General features: G+C 34.7%; 12 protein-coding genes. 1 reads left to right on the top strand and 11 read right to left on the bottom strand.

Annotated features, from left to right (window positions below; all coding sequences use genetic code 11):
• Positions 1 to 703: 703 nt before the first annotated feature.
• Positions 704 to 865: a hypothetical protein gene (locus BP17_RS13520; RefSeq protein WP_198022508.1), complete on the bottom strand. Its 162-nt coding sequence runs from the start codon at positions 863 to 865 to the stop codon at positions 704 to 706.
• 293 nt (positions 866 to 1,158) lie between these two features.
• Here BP17_RS13520 and BP17_RS04625 point away from each other — a divergent pair, with 293 nt between their 5' ends.
• Positions 1,159 to 1,752 (top strand): hypothetical protein, encoded by a 594-nt coding sequence (locus BP17_RS04625; RefSeq protein ID WP_035052137.1) that lies wholly within the window; start codon positions 1,159 to 1,161, stop codon positions 1,750 to 1,752.
• Positions 1,753 to 1,954: 202 nt separating this feature from the next.
• Here BP17_RS04625 and BP17_RS04620 read toward each other — a convergent pair whose 3' ends face one another.
• From BP17_RS04620 to BP17_RS04575, 10 genes are all read right to left on the bottom strand, one after another.
• A complete protein-coding gene (locus BP17_RS04620) occupies positions 1,955 to 3,265 on the bottom strand; it encodes a DEAD/DEAH box helicase (protein ID WP_035052134.1) in 1,311 nt (436 codons plus the stop codon).
• Between the two features lie 152 nt (positions 3,266 to 3,417).
• Complete coding sequence (locus BP17_RS04615) at positions 3,418 to 4,422, bottom strand: Gfo/Idh/MocA family protein (protein ID WP_035052132.1); 1,005 nt, start codon at positions 4,420 to 4,422, stop codon at positions 3,418 to 3,420.
• A gap of 75 nt (positions 4,423 to 4,497) precedes the next feature.
• On the bottom strand, positions 4,498 to 5,991 hold the full coding sequence (locus tag BP17_RS04610; protein WP_035052130.1) for a helix-turn-helix domain-containing protein: 1,494 nt from the start codon (positions 5,989 to 5,991) through the stop codon (positions 4,498 to 4,500).
• A gap of 695 nt (positions 5,992 to 6,686) precedes the next feature.
• Positions 6,687 to 7,577 (bottom strand): aldo/keto reductase, encoded by an 891-nt coding sequence (locus BP17_RS04605; protein ID WP_035052127.1) that lies wholly within the window; start codon positions 7,575 to 7,577, stop codon positions 6,687 to 6,689.
• A 150-nt stretch (positions 7,578 to 7,727) separates the two neighbouring features.
• Positions 7,728 to 8,573 carry a metallophosphoesterase gene (locus BP17_RS04600; protein WP_035052125.1) on the bottom strand — a complete coding sequence of 282 codons (846 nt, stop codon included), beginning with the start codon at positions 8,571 to 8,573 and terminating at the stop codon, positions 7,728 to 7,730.
• A 175-nt stretch (positions 8,574 to 8,748) separates the two neighbouring features.
• The gene (locus tag BP17_RS04595) at positions 8,749 to 9,426 is read right to left on the bottom strand and encodes a hypothetical protein (protein ID WP_035052124.1); all 678 of its coding nucleotides are present in this window, start codon (positions 9,424 to 9,426) and stop codon (positions 8,749 to 8,751) included.
• Between the two features lie 261 nt (positions 9,427 to 9,687).
• A complete protein-coding gene (locus BP17_RS04590) occupies positions 9,688 to 11,460 on the bottom strand; it encodes a hypothetical protein (RefSeq protein ID WP_035052122.1) in 1,773 nt (590 codons plus the stop codon).
• A gap of 108 nt (positions 11,461 to 11,568) precedes the next feature.
• The gene (locus BP17_RS04585; protein ID WP_035052120.1) at positions 11,569 to 12,207 is read right to left on the bottom strand and encodes a hypothetical protein; all 639 of its coding nucleotides are present in this window, start codon (positions 12,205 to 12,207) and stop codon (positions 11,569 to 11,571) included.
• Positions 12,208 to 12,802: 595 nt separating this feature from the next.
• Positions 12,803 to 13,309: a signal peptidase I gene (locus BP17_RS04580; protein ID WP_035052118.1), complete on the bottom strand. Its 507-nt coding sequence runs from the start codon at positions 13,307 to 13,309 to the stop codon at positions 12,803 to 12,805.
• 98 nt (positions 13,310 to 13,407) lie between these two features.
• The gene (locus BP17_RS04575) at positions 13,408 to 14,532 is read right to left on the bottom strand and encodes a carbohydrate kinase (RefSeq protein ID WP_035052116.1); all 1,125 of its coding nucleotides are present in this window, start codon (positions 14,530 to 14,532) and stop codon (positions 13,408 to 13,410) included.
• Between the last annotated feature and the right edge of the window lie 12 nt (positions 14,533 to 14,544).

Genomic DNA, 14,544 nt, shown 5'->3' with positions numbered 1-14,544 from the left:
AGTTAACATAATCATTCACAATCACTCATAATTCTTACGAATTCCGACAATTTTTATATTCTTTTTATCCTTCAAATATCCAAAGAACGACTTTTATGCATCATCCCAACGGTTCCCTCTTCTAGACGACATGCAATGCCTTAAATAATTATTAGGTGATTTCTTTTGGAGTTTAGGGCTTTTTAATGGACGCCTTGCTTTGAATAAATAAAAACTTTTTCATGTAGCGTTGAGCAACGAGTACTCATTGATGAAATAACGGTCGTTAATCAAAAATCAAATTTTAAACTGTCAGTCACCTGGTGAGTTAGAATTTCTTTCGTTGTGCTGTCTTTACGGTTGACAAATAACCCATAAACCCTTTGACTCCAGATTAACAAGTGATATCTGTTAATAGAGTTTTTGGGCTATTCCTTGATCAAACTGAATTCATCTTGTTTTCAACAGTGCTGTGTTCCTTTGTGGATTTTGCCTTTCTGTTGCAGGGATCTGCTTTTAAAATTTGAATTTATCCTGGTGTAAAATGTTAATTTTGACAATTAGCCGTTTTTTTCTGCACGAACTGCAAGTGGAATAGATTGTGGACTTGAAGGAATCTAATTTCCTTCAAGTCCACAATCTATTCTTCTATATAACCACTATGCAAAATAAAACCTATAGAGAGCACTTTTTTATGTACATTCCATAGGTTCTATTTAGATCATCAGTCAGATTTTTTTTCTCCCTTATTATATAAAACAAAGCCTGAAATAATCAACAAAATACTGATAATTAAAATGAGTATACGGTATTCTTCAGATTCTGCAAGGCCTAATATGACACCAACAAATCCAATAGTCATCATAAATAATCCGTTCTTTATCATGCTCCCTCATCCTCACTTTTTATTAATCAAACATTAGATAAAGACTCTTTTTTCTTCCTTCTCATACCTATTCTCATCAAAATAGAAACATGTGTCAACTTTTTGGACTTAGTTTAAAATTAATTATAAGATAACTCTTTTTCTTTATTTTGGATTATGCTATTATATAAAAAATTTGACACAATTGTTGGTCAACATGGTCTTTTTTGTACGCTAGCGTATCGCTTTATTTCTTTCTTGAATCTTGTTACACTTGTGTCAGAGAATTCAACTAAATGAAATGAGGTATTTTGATGAATGCGTTCAAAGGTAGCGGCTATTCTATTTCAATACGTCCGATCGTTATCCTTAGTTTTCTGCTAACTCTTTTTATTCTAACTGGTTGTGACCAATTTGACACCGCAGCGAATCCAACTAGCCCAATTTCTGTTCAAAGGGACTCAACCTCTTCTAGTTCAACTGCTATGATGACTATGCCAATTGAAACTAACACTAAAATAAAAGACGATGGAATCATCACATTTGATGATTTCAAAGGATACTGGGCTACCTTTGACTCAAAAGAAGCAGAACCTCTCCAATCTGATATTGGCAAATATACCGTTGCGATAACCAACGACGACTTCATTCCTGGAGAATGGGGAACAACGACGGAGGGCAGCGACATCCTTGATTATACTATTGAAGGTTCTACACTAACGTTAAAACTATACTCCCCCGATTCCAACCTTGAAAGCACCGATGAAACTTATTTATTACCACTAGAGCTTATAAAAAAAGGCGACTTATTTGTTTTAAAATCCACAAGCGGATCCGTTGTTTTTTACCCTGTTACCTCACAAGAATTTTTTGATGCCGGCTGGAAAATACCAAGTGATAGTCTCTGATGCAGCGTATGCAAGAACGCCCTGACTCTTTCTTGAATCAAAGAAAGAGTCAGAGCGTTTTTTTGCATTACTCTCTTTCACGTAGAGAAGTCTCATGAATGAGTGAGGCTAGTTTGAAGTAAACCCTTGAAGTTGGACAAAAATTTAAACGTAAAAAAGACTAGAAAGAACACGCGTGTGTATTCTCCCTAGTTTTTTTGCTTTAATTTAGTTTTTTATTTGTCGGCTTTCTACGGGCACCCTTATTTTTATCAACTTTTTTGCGGTGCTTTTTCTTTTTAACAACTGGTTCAACGATTTCTTTTTTCGGTTTTTCTGATACTGGTTTAATGGTTTTTTTCACTTTGACAGGTGCTTTTACTGCTTCAGTTCTCTCCGGTTGTTCTTCTGCTATAGGAAGTTCTGTCACAATTTCGCCACCGTGCAAGTAAACGCGATTTAATTTGATTTCTAGCGATGAGATCAACTTCTTGAACTCTCTTAATTCCCGTTCATTAACTAAAGTCAAAACGGTTCCGGTCTTACCCATTCGAGCAGTACGGCCTGAGCGGTGAATGTAGCTTTCTTTGGTTAGCGGGACATCGTATTGGATCACATACGGCAATCCTTGGATGTCTAATCCCCTAGAACCGACATCTGTTGTTAATAATAATTTGATTTTGCCATCACGAAACTGTTGCAACGCTTGTTTGCGTTCAGTTTTGTATTTTTCACCATGCAAAACGGCTACGGAAATGCCTTCATAATTCAACTTTTCAAAAGCTAATGTCAAATTAGCCACGTTGTTTACAAAGACTAAGCCTCTAAAATCTTTCATGTGTGTCAAGCGTCTTAGTGTCTCTACCCGTTTACGCGTAGGTGTTTCAATAAAAGCATGCAACACTTCCCCTTTAGAGCGATCATCTTCGGTAGCATCGATCCATTGCGGTTCAACATTGAACCATTTAGCTAAATCTTCCATCAATTCATTGCTGGTAGCTGAAAAGAAGCCCATTTGGCGTTGACCAGGCATTTTATTGACTAATTTTCTGACTGTTGCTAATTGTTCTTGTTGCAACAATTGATCGGCTTCATCCAAAATCACCGTTTTTACAGCATGTAATTTTAATTTCTTGGTTTCAGAAATTTCAAAGATGCGTCCTGGAGTTCCAACAATGATCTCGGGTTTTTCTTTCAATTTATCCAGTTGACGTTTCAAATTTGCGCCACCGATGATGGTTTGTGAGTTTAACCCTATTTGGCTTGCCCATTCTTGGACCACTTCGCCCACTTGAATCGATAATTCTTGTGAAGGAGTTAAAATAACTACTTGTAGGCCGGCTTTTGGTTCAACTTGTTCTAACGTTGGTAGTGCATAGGCTACTGTTTTACCAGTTCCAGTTGGTGAAATACCCACCACGTCTTTTCCTGTTTTTAAAGGTTCATACACTTTTTCTTGAATAGCAGAAGGTTCTTTATACGCTAAGGTTTCCCAATATTCTTTAAATGCGGGTAAACTATTTTCTATCATCATTTAATCCTCGTTTCTTTTGTGTTGCTGTCAACCTCTATCATATCAAAATTATTCGCTTTCGGCTAATCTTTCCGTTACCCAACGGTCATATTTGACTGAAAAATTAAAAAAAGCCCGAATACGTTATTCGAGCTTTCTAATATGTCGCTAGTTTATAGTTTATCTGCCGCAAAAACGATATCAGCATCTTTACGTAAATTAGTCATTATTTGGTTTACCTGTTGGCTTAAAATCAGCCACTCTTTGTATTCTTTTTGCTTATTGATATCTTCTGGGAAGTTGATCACATCTGCAAAATCTTTCGCTTCATCCATCATTGGATTTTCGGACGTTTTTTTCGCAATGCTTTCTTTCAATTTTGTTTTGCAATCAACGACTTCAATGGTGGTGATTGATTCAATGCTATCTAGCGACAAAGTTTTATTCAGGCCGTAAATTTCAGCTGGCAAGAAAGAATTAACGATTTTACCGGTTAATATGGTGACGTCAAAATCTTTGTAGCGTAAGATGATCGTCCCTTTGCCATCGACGCCAGTTGCGATTTTGGTACAGTAGTAATGGCTGGTTTCAGGTATGCCAAACCACCCAATTGCTGCATACAATGGGTAGACACCTAGATCTGCTAAAGCTCCTCCAGAAAAGTCTAATGAAAAAATATTAGGCTCTTCTCCTTTTAAAACGGCGTCGTAACGAGAAGAATATTTCATGTAAGAAAAAGCTGCCCCTTGCAGATTCTCGATTGACTTCACTTCTTCTTTTACGATTTTAAAATTTTCTTCATGGACATGACGAGCGGCTTCAAATAAAAACACCTTATTCTCTTCAGCAACTTGTGCTGCAGCAATCCATTCACGTGGATTAGAAAAAATCGGTTTTTCTACTATCACGTGTTTGCCTGCTTTCATCAAGGTAACGGCTTGTTCGTAATGCATGCTATTTGGTGAAGCGATATAAACGACATCAATATCTGAATTTGTTGCATAGGCTTCTAAACTTGTTTCAAATACCTTTGCATGATAAGGTTCGCCAAAGGCTTTTGCTTTTTCGATTGATCTTGAATATACTCCAACTAATTGATATTCTTGCGTAGCGATCGCTGCATCCACAAATTGATTGGTAATCCAATTTGTTCCAATAATGCCTAAATTTAATACCATATTCAAACACTCCTAGCCAAACGTTCACACTTTTAGTGCAAGCGTTTTTTCTTTTATCATACCATATTTTTGGACTTAATTAAAAGGAGAAGACGCATTTACCCAATTGTTGCTTGCCTCTTTACTGTGTTTGATATCAATTAAAATACTTTGGATGGTTTTCCAATTTCGCTCATTTGGTGCATACTCGATGCCAATTACCGGAACCTTTCTAAGGGTTTCTTTCCGAGGGTCTTCTATTTGAGTATCCGTTATCACCAGTCCTATTTCCGAAGCTTGGAATTTTTCATCCGTCAGGCTAAAACAGTCTAATTCATTTGGAAAATAACTCCTTAAAATGTCGGATAGAAAAAGTTCATGTGCCTTTCCAAATTGAGAAATGAGCAACACCTTGATTTTTTCTTGCAACTGTAAGATTTGAGCCGTCAAACCCTCCCAATAAACGATTAGGAGATACAAAATCTCAATGACCTCATCCTCTGTTTTGGTTATTTCCCCAGTATTAGTCCAATTTTCTACTTCTGCAAAAACGAGTTTTATAAATGAGTGATAAATTTTGTCGATATTTACCAATGTATTCTTAGTCCGGTTGACTAGAAAAAAATCATTTCCTTGAAATTCTCTTTTATAGACGATGTACTGAAAAATACTCCGTTTCACAACTTCTTTATTTGGCAATACAAAAGAATTTTTTTTAGAAAAGCCTGTTAAAAATTGATCAATATGCTGAAAAATAGTTAGCTGTTCTCTCGTCACTTCGTTTAGTTGAAAATCAGGATTTAGATAGCGATTGGTTAAATAAAAGCCCATAAATTCAATTTCTTGTTTTGGGATAGCCATTTGGATGTTTGCCACGAAACTTTCAATAATTGCTAAAGCTGCTTTGTTTAATTTAATAGGAGCGGTATATTCCTGCATTATGTACCCTTTGCTGATCCTTTCAAGACAAATGAGTAAACATATAGCCAATTTATTTTCTATGATCGGCGATAAAGCTATGTCAGTACTCTTTTCAAGTCTTTGAATGATCCTCCTTGCTTCATCAAATTCAAGGTACTGCGTTCCGCCTATTTTAGTTCCATATTTTTCCCAGAAAAAAATGCTATAAAAATACCGAATTTGTTGTTCCTGTCCTACTATCCTCATAGGATTTCGTTGAACAGTCAAATTATATTCTTCAAGAAATAAATTAATATGTTTAACGTTGCGGATAATAGAAGAGGTACTGGTAAATAAATAATCAGCGTAATCTTCTATCGAGTTTAACTTTTCTTGGTACAAACATTCCAATATTTGGCAGTTCACATTATCTGCTAACATTTCTTGATAAATACTTTCCATCTGAAAAGAAGCTGGCAAAATCAGTTTTACTCCATAGTGATTTGAGGTAATCAGTTTAATGGAATTACTAGAGAAATTATTGTAATAGTAAATATCTGCTTTAACACTGCGAACAGAGCAATTTAGCCGCAGAGCAATTTCTTCAACTGTCCACCAGTTGCCACTGCTGTTCAACAATTCCATCAGTTCTAATCGCCTTAATGAACTTGAATCCATTAAAAATCTCATGGTTATGCTCCCTCCTAGATTTTTATTTTCACTGATTCGACCGAAACAAAGAATCGTCTATTATCGCTAGACGATTCTTTCGAGGATTGAAAATCACGATTTTCTTGCGGGGTTCACACTCTACCACAACTTGGCAGGGGGTATTGTGAGTAGATAGGAGATAGGTAAAACTATATTCTATGAATCACTACCTTAAAAAAAACAATCCGTAAAGATTAGCTTGCCAGACAAATCGTGGGTATACGAGATTGTTTCAGGAGGAATAAAATAAAAGATAAGGGTACTAGGTAGTAAATTGGGGTATAGGTATTTTTTTAATTTAAGAGATTCGTGTAAGGGCTTGGAGAGGGACAGGCGTAGGTAGATAAGAGACAGATATATGACAAACATTTGTTCCTATTTTTCACGGCTTCACTCCTTCTTTGTTTCGTAAATTTACTATATCATTTTCTAACCAAATTTTCATTTCAATATCTGCACTACAATAGGCAAATTATGATTAAATATTATGTCTATTTATTAAACAGAAGTTAAACATTTGTCCCTTCTTATTTCTTCAAAAAAAACCAATGAATAATTTGCGTTTAAGAAAAACACTTTATCCATTGGCCATTGAGCGAGCTGTTTGTGTTGAAAATCAGCTTACTCCTAATCTGATTTACTTCTTTACAGGATCCGTACACTTATACTAAAGATTACTTACGTCCTTGCTTCTTTTCCCGATGGTTACGCGCTCTCATAACTTCAGAACGAATCAAACTATTAGGATTTCGGTCTCTATTTTGTTTATCTAAGTTATTGATCGTGTTCATGTCTTCATCTGACAATTTAAAATCAAAGACCTCAGCATTTTCTTGAATGCGGTCTTTATTGCTGGATTTTGGAATCGGAATGACATCTCGTTGGATATCCCAACGTAAAGCTACCTGTGAAGGTGTCTTGCCGTATTTTTCACCAATCGTTGTCAAGTGGCGCTCTTTACTGATATTTCCTCTTTTCAATGGACTATAAGCCATACTAACAATATTCTCAGAATCACAAAAGTCGTTTAAGTCTTCATTTGGATTTCCTGGATAAATTTCAAATTGATTGATTGCTGGCCGTACTTTTGCTTCCTTCAATAATTCAGCTAAGTCACCTTTGCTAAAATTAGCTACTCCAATCGATCTAGCTCTGCCAGATTCGTAAATATCTTCTAATGCTCTCCACGTGTCTAAGTTCACTGCGCCATCTTTATCAGGCCAATGGATCAGCAACAAATCTACATAGGGTTGATTCAATCGATTTAAACTGGCTTCAAAAGCTTGGATCGCATTATCAAACCCAGCCTCTGTTTTCCAGACTTTAGTGACCAGAAAAATTTCATCACGAGAAACACCTGAACTGACCGCACGATTGATCCCGTGCCCAATATCTGCTTCATTGCCATACTGTGAAGCTGTATCAATTAATCGGTAACCTTTCATAATTGCTGAAAAAACAGCATCTTCAGCTTCTTTACCGGTCATTCCACTTGTTCCTAAACCAATCCCTGGAATCGTGTACCCGTTGTTCAATGCCATTCTGTCTAATAAGCTTTCTACCATCGATATCCCCTCCTAAACTTTGTTACCTTTAGTTTAAACAAGAGTGTCTCAAACTTCAAAAGAAAACACTTGCAAAACAAAAAAAAGTGACCGCCTCCAAAATGCTCATTTTGGCTGCAATCACTTTTTTTGTTTTCTAATTTTAATTTCTTAATGCAGGATAATAACTATCATTTCTGGTCGGTTATTGACACGAAACGGGAAAGTTGAATTTCCTATTCCTCGACTGACCATCATCCGGTAAGCCGGCATTTCAGGGTCGTAATAAATTCCACTAGTGAACGACGGGAACTTTCCTTGACCTGGTGAAAACAAGCCGCCTAAGAACGGCAATCTCACTTGTCCGCCGTGAGCATGCCCACTAAGCGTCAACGCAGGTACGTGCGTTAAATCCATCAGGTATTCTTCAAATAACTCTGGACGGTGTGCCAATAAAATACGCGGTTTTGTGCGCAACGATTCTTCTATCATTACGCCTCTTAAAATAGGCTTTGGTGTTAAACTAAAATCTTCTTTTTCTGACAACCCCATTACAACGATCCCATCTTCACCAATAGGCAACCACTCTGCTTCATCGTTCAACACTCTTACACCGGCAGAAGTTAATGTTGCTTCCCATTTTTTTAAATGGCCCGAATTCAAATCATGATTTCCTGTCACTGCAAATGTTGGAGCAATCTCAACTAGCGAACGGCACAAGTCTGCTAATGCCTCTTGTGGAAAATCATCTCGTACATCGATCAAATCACCAGTCAATGCAATCATATCCGGTTTTTCTTGCGCTACTTTTTCAATCAATTTTTTTACCGACACACCTTGTCGCGGCAAATGAAAATCACTTAAATGAACGATTTTTGTTCCACTTAACGTTTTCCCTGTAAATGGGATTTTTAGTTCAATTTGTGTTCGTTCTAGTTGGGTGTTTTGTAAATATAAATAAAGAATAATGACACATACAATTGCTACGACTACACCAACTATTGCCCATCCTGACATGCGTATTCCTCCTTGACCAAGCCAAACCTATTTGCCTTAGCTGATTTGTTCATTACAACAAGCTTTTCTTATTGTATCATATTTTTTTAAGTAAAACGGTTACTAACGAACGGTTTTAGCAAAAAAAATAAAAGAATTCCAATTCTTTTTTACTAAAAGAACTGGAATCTTTATTTTAGTTAGTGTAAATCATTTCTGTGCTCTTTAACGTATCTTCATTTACTGATTCAAATGAGTAATTTTGTTTGCCACTTTTAATTGTAAGATTAATAGCTTGGATTTCTTTTTCTGCATTATGGACCATTAACAATTCTACCAACCCTTTTGACTGCGTCAAGATAGCGCTAGCCGTTAAGCCATCTTCAATCGTTAAATTGATTGTAAGCAGACCACTTACTAAGTCAAAATTATTTTTACTGACATCCCATTTTCTAGATAAGGTTGTATCCGGACTGACATTTTCATGATGATAAAAATTCGTCATCCTTATTCCTTCACTTGTTGTCTCAGCTTTATATTTCAAGTTATCTTCAGTATGTAGAGCGGAACCCTCATAAGCTAAAACAGTCACTTCTTGATTCTTTTCTTGTTTCAAATTTTGTGCTTCTTCTACTAAGTAATTTTCAGTACTGCCAGAATCAGCAATCGTTATGAATGATTCTTTATTCACCATTTGTTCTGATAGGAAATAATTATGATAAACACTAGTGAATCCATCGATCGTTTTAACAAAAACAGGCTGAAGTAGATATCCAGATAAAAATGCGGTCCATCCTAAAAGTACAATTAAACTTAAACGCACGTAAAGAGTATTTTTTCCTTTTGTGTGAGATTGAATTGTTGGATTTCGCATAAAACCGCCGCTCCCTATTATTCATTTTTATCAATTATTATACATATAGTATACCACTTATTCTTGATAATACAAGTTATTTAATTAATCGCATTGTATAAAAATCCTTAAAACTAATATATAGCCCTTACATTAACAATTACGAAATAAAATTTTATTTCATTGTATTCTATTACTTATATACATAATCGGCATAAATTTTTATTAGTTAAGGGTTATTTCAAAAAAAAAAACAAAAAAAAGGAATTAGATTAAATTAATCTAATTCTCTTTTTGTTCTGTTTGTTCAACACTACTATCAGCTGATGATGAATCTACAACTTCTTCTGTTACTTCAGTTTCATCAATCAATTCTTCTTCACCAGATTCTTCAATAGGAGTTTCACCGGCTGATTCATCCACCACCGAGCTGTCCATTGTTGAATTTGTTTCTTCTACACTTTCCTTTGAATCTGTCACTTGTTCAGTTGGTTCCTCAGTTTCTTCAACTACTAAAGGCACGCTCATTGATCTCTTACTTGAAGATTGAGTTGTAGATCCGGCTGTGGATTTATTAGATGAAGGTGGAGTTCCATTTATTAATGTTCTAGAAATAACTAACGTATTTCCCGCATCACCTAGAATTTTCACGTTTAAGACCGCATTATTTAATGTTTCATTAGAATTTAACCATAGAGAGAATGTCTTATCTGGGTTTAATAAAGAGTATATTTGACCTGATTTCCCTCCCTTTACTTCAATGGCAACAGTTTCGTTAGTCAACTGAACATCATCAAATTCTGCTGGGTTCGCAGATGTAAGATTCCATGAATCAAACTTTTTAAAAGATAATAAAACCTTATCTGCTGTCAGTTTGATTGGTAATTGAGAATAATTCGTATAAGAATTATTCTCACTAGGTACCACTAAATCTGAACTTAAAATTAATCGTGTAGCAAAGTACGGCTCATACTCGCTTAAATTATCGTAATAGGAATAGTTATTTTGCCCATGCATACCATACTTTTGAATCTCAATACCTAAAGTTAATTCATATTTACCTTTATTAGCATAACTAAGTGAATCACTTGGCTTAGCTGGATTATAAGTGTAATCCTCATCTAATTTGAAAGTAAGAATCATGCCATTATGTTCCTCATTCAGCTCTATAGATTCATATTTGATTGCTTCATTACCTGTTAATATTTGTGTAACTTTAAACATTTGATTACCATTAATTTGTTTTGTTACACTTTCTTTATCTGGAAATTTAATATATAGAATAGCCTTGTTCAAATTCTTGATGTATCTTTTGTTCGAATCAGATACATCAAGAACCTCACTAAAAACTACTTTCATCTTTTCCATGCTATAAGTAACATTTCCTTTTTTAGATTTAATAAATGTATCTTCTTTTGGCCAGTAACTTTCTTCTTCTACAACTTCCGGAACAAGAGTAACTGTGTTCATCAGTGATTCTTCATCTGAAAACATTTTAGCATTTGCATCGGTTGCATTAGACTGAATCAATCTGAATGTAACAGTAATTTTTAATTTCTCATCATCTGTCGGAACATTACTTTTATACTTAACTGTAACGGGTACCTCACCGAGCGGTTCAATAATAACATCATTGCCGCTACTGTCTTTAGCAAAAGTGTAATTGTCTGTTTTTAAAGAGTCTACACTTGCCATTACTTCATTTGCTACATCACGAAAATTTATGACAACTGACATATTTTCTGTAGTCGGATTTGTGCCATCTTCTTTTGTTACATTGATTTTATAGGCCAATTTACCCGTTAGACTACCATCATTTATAAGCTTACTATCAGAGATTAAAACAGAATCACCATCCGTAAAATTTACAGGATCAATGAGTTTAGTGTCAGCAGTTAGTCTAACTGTTCCAAGCTCTAGTTTGATTCCCATATTGATATTGGTTGTATCACTAAACATGGCATGGGCCTTTAAAGAAGGAGAAAACAAAAAAAAAGCCAAACAAATTAAACTGATTTTAACTAATGCAATTAAATAAGTTTTTAGTTTCTTCATATCTACTCTCCTTCAATATATGGATTATGTAATAAAAAAATTTTGAAACAAAACGATTAGCTAATTTTACTAACCGCTTGTTACAAAATTTGAAAATCTGCTTAATTATTATTTAACATTTGTTTGAACAGCATTAATTGTAAAAGCTTTTTCCAAGTAATCTACAGTTATTTTATTATTAGGAACAAACGAAGAATTACCTTTATTAAATTCGTTAGTTACTAAATCTGGATCTACTGTTATTATCACTGTAAAATTTTTACTTTCATTTCGCTTAAGTGTATAAGTATCTTTTAAATCATTAACTTTAATACTAAATGGTCCATCACTGTAACTCTTATTATCTAAGATTGAAAAATCAAAATCTGATTCTATGTTTACTGTAGCTTCAAGGGACCCGGAATTCTCAAGTGTATATGTTTTTGTGAACGAATCTCCTGGACGAACGTTAGTATAAGATATGGCATCATTTCCACTAGTATTACTTGCTATAATTGTCTCACCTAAATCACCATTATTTTCTTTAATAACTTGATTTTCAACATTCGTGCCTGCTATTGAACTGTATGCCCATTCTGTATCGCTAGTTTTTATATCTACATTTCCTAAAGACAACTGAATATCGCCTTGTACGGTAGAACTATCTGAAAAGTAAGCCCGTGTTCCGTATGCTGCCACACTGATGATTAATAATGCCCCTAATAGTAATGGTAATTTTTTTCTTCTGTTAACGGATGTTTTTTTCATTTTATATTCTCCTCCATTATGTTTGATTTCGTTTTCTTATTTCGACTCTCGCTACTATAATATTACAAGAAAAATAAGTCAACCAATCTAGTTTTTATACAAAATAATAAATATGCATCACGTAAGATATAACATTTGTTTACTATTTTTCAATTTATTTTTTTGTTTGATAATCAAACTAATGCTATTTTAATAGTCTTTTCACATTTTTTGTTATAGAATTGTGCGAAAATTCAAGTGATCACAAACAATTTAATGACATTAGTTTACTATCACAATTGCTTAAAATGAATATTAAATGAATAAAAAAGACTGATATATCCATTTTATTAATAAAAACAAGCGTTTTTATTAATAAGTTGTTGTTTCCATCAATAATTATGAAATTCACTTAACTTTTCTAAGTCTTTTAATCGTTTTATTACTTATTTTGCCCCATTTAGAGTTAAAAAAATTGGTTTAAAAAAGCAAAAAAAATAGAAGGTGGATGATTTTATCCACTTTCTATTTAAAAACATGGTTTTTGATGTATAAATATTCTTTTAACTTTATTTTATAAATCTATTGAAAATGCTGTTAATAAACAGTTGTTCATTTAAATAGTGCCGTTTTCTTCTTCTTTTGGTATAGGATTAATATACAGATGGATAAGATAGACACCCAACAAAGCAACGACTATAGAAAAAGCAATGGGTTTTTGTAAAAAAGTAACAAGATGACCAAAGTAAGGAATCAGTATTTTTTGGACTCCGACATAGTTTTCTTCTGCTACGACACCTTGATCTTGGATGTTGTTTGCATCTCCTTTTGTCACTAACCCTTCAGCCGTTTTATCGACTACTCTATGGGTGACGAGTTCTTGATTGTATTGAAACGTAACAACATCTTCTTTTTCAACTTCAGCATAAGGCTCCATTTCAACAATGATAAAATCACCAACTGCTATTTCAGGTTCCATGCTTCCGCTCACAACCGTGTACCCTTTGTATCCGAATAGTCCACTGCTCTCAGGCGCTGAAAAGAAACTAATACCGGCAATCCCTACAAAAATTAAGACTAAGACTACGATTATTGCTGTTCCAATGTATTTCACTATTTTCATTTTTTATTTCCTCGCTATCTCTTCATTTGCCTTAAAGATAGCATATCTCCTAACTGAAATCTATCTTATTTCGGTTTCAGTTAAGCTAAAATCATGCTTTATTTATAAAAGCCTTCTTTTGATAAATAGCTATTGTATTCATTTTGCAATTGGTTCTTAGCTAGATTAGGGCGAACGACATATAGCGATTGAGAAGTGAGATAAGCATTCGTTAACCCTATACTAGCACTTTCCTTAATCGACTTGCCTTGTAGGCGGCTATGAATCAAGCCAGCACAAAGAGCCTCATTCATCCCCCAATTGTAACGATCATCTTGTTCGCCTGTATAATTGAAGATATAGGTCCCACTTTCTTGGTTCCCAAATGCAATTTTAGTACTGCCTTTCGATATAATAACATTTTCTATTCCCTTATCTAACCATCTGTTAATGGCTTCTTTTAGATCATCATCCGTAGTAATAGTCATATTAAAATAGGCTTCCGTTTCACTGTGTTTCGTGATCAGCATTTTTATTCCATTTAAAAAAATAGGGAGATTAGCTAGTCGTTGAACTGAAACAGTCAGTAAAGCAATCGGTATCTTGTATTTGATTGCAAAACCATTTAAAAATTCGATGGTTTCTTTAGGACAATTCGAGTCGATAATAAGATATTTTGCCCGCTTTAAGACTGAGAGATGTTTACTAATCCATTCTGGCGTCATTTTATCAAAAATATCGACTTCAGCCAAACCTAGAACCATTTCGCCATTCGCATCGATTACTTCCATAAACGTCCCGGTAGGAGACCCCTCTATTTTATCGACAGCTTTGACATTCATGAAATGTTCTGAGTGCTTTTCAATCATTGTCCATTCGGCATCGTTCCCAGCAACAGAAAACAACATTACTTCTTCTTCGAGTCGTCCTAAATTTTCAGCTACATTACGTGCTACGCCTCCAACATTTGTACGAGACTGCACCTTATTTGACGTTCCTTGAATCAAGGTATCTTTGATTAGGTAACGACGATCAATGTTCGCCCCCCCAATGCAAATGATGGGTTCTTCTTCATTTAATACATACGCTTTGCCAAGTAAATAATCCTTTTTCACCAGCCCTGAAATTAGATTTGCTGTAGCTGAACGAGATAATCCAATATCGTCTGCTAATTCTTGTTGTGCTATAAAAGGATTCTCACGAATGATTTCTAAGATTCTCTTTTCTTTTTCATTTAGGCTCATCTTACGTTTCAC

Source organism: Carnobacterium pleistocenium FTR1, from assembly GCF_000744285.1.
Taxonomy (GTDB): domain Bacteria; phylum Bacillota; class Bacilli; order Lactobacillales; family Carnobacteriaceae; genus Carnobacterium_B; species Carnobacterium_B pleistocenium.
Note: the sequence above shows the minus strand (reverse complement) of the source record. Positions and strands in the feature narration are given on the sequence as shown.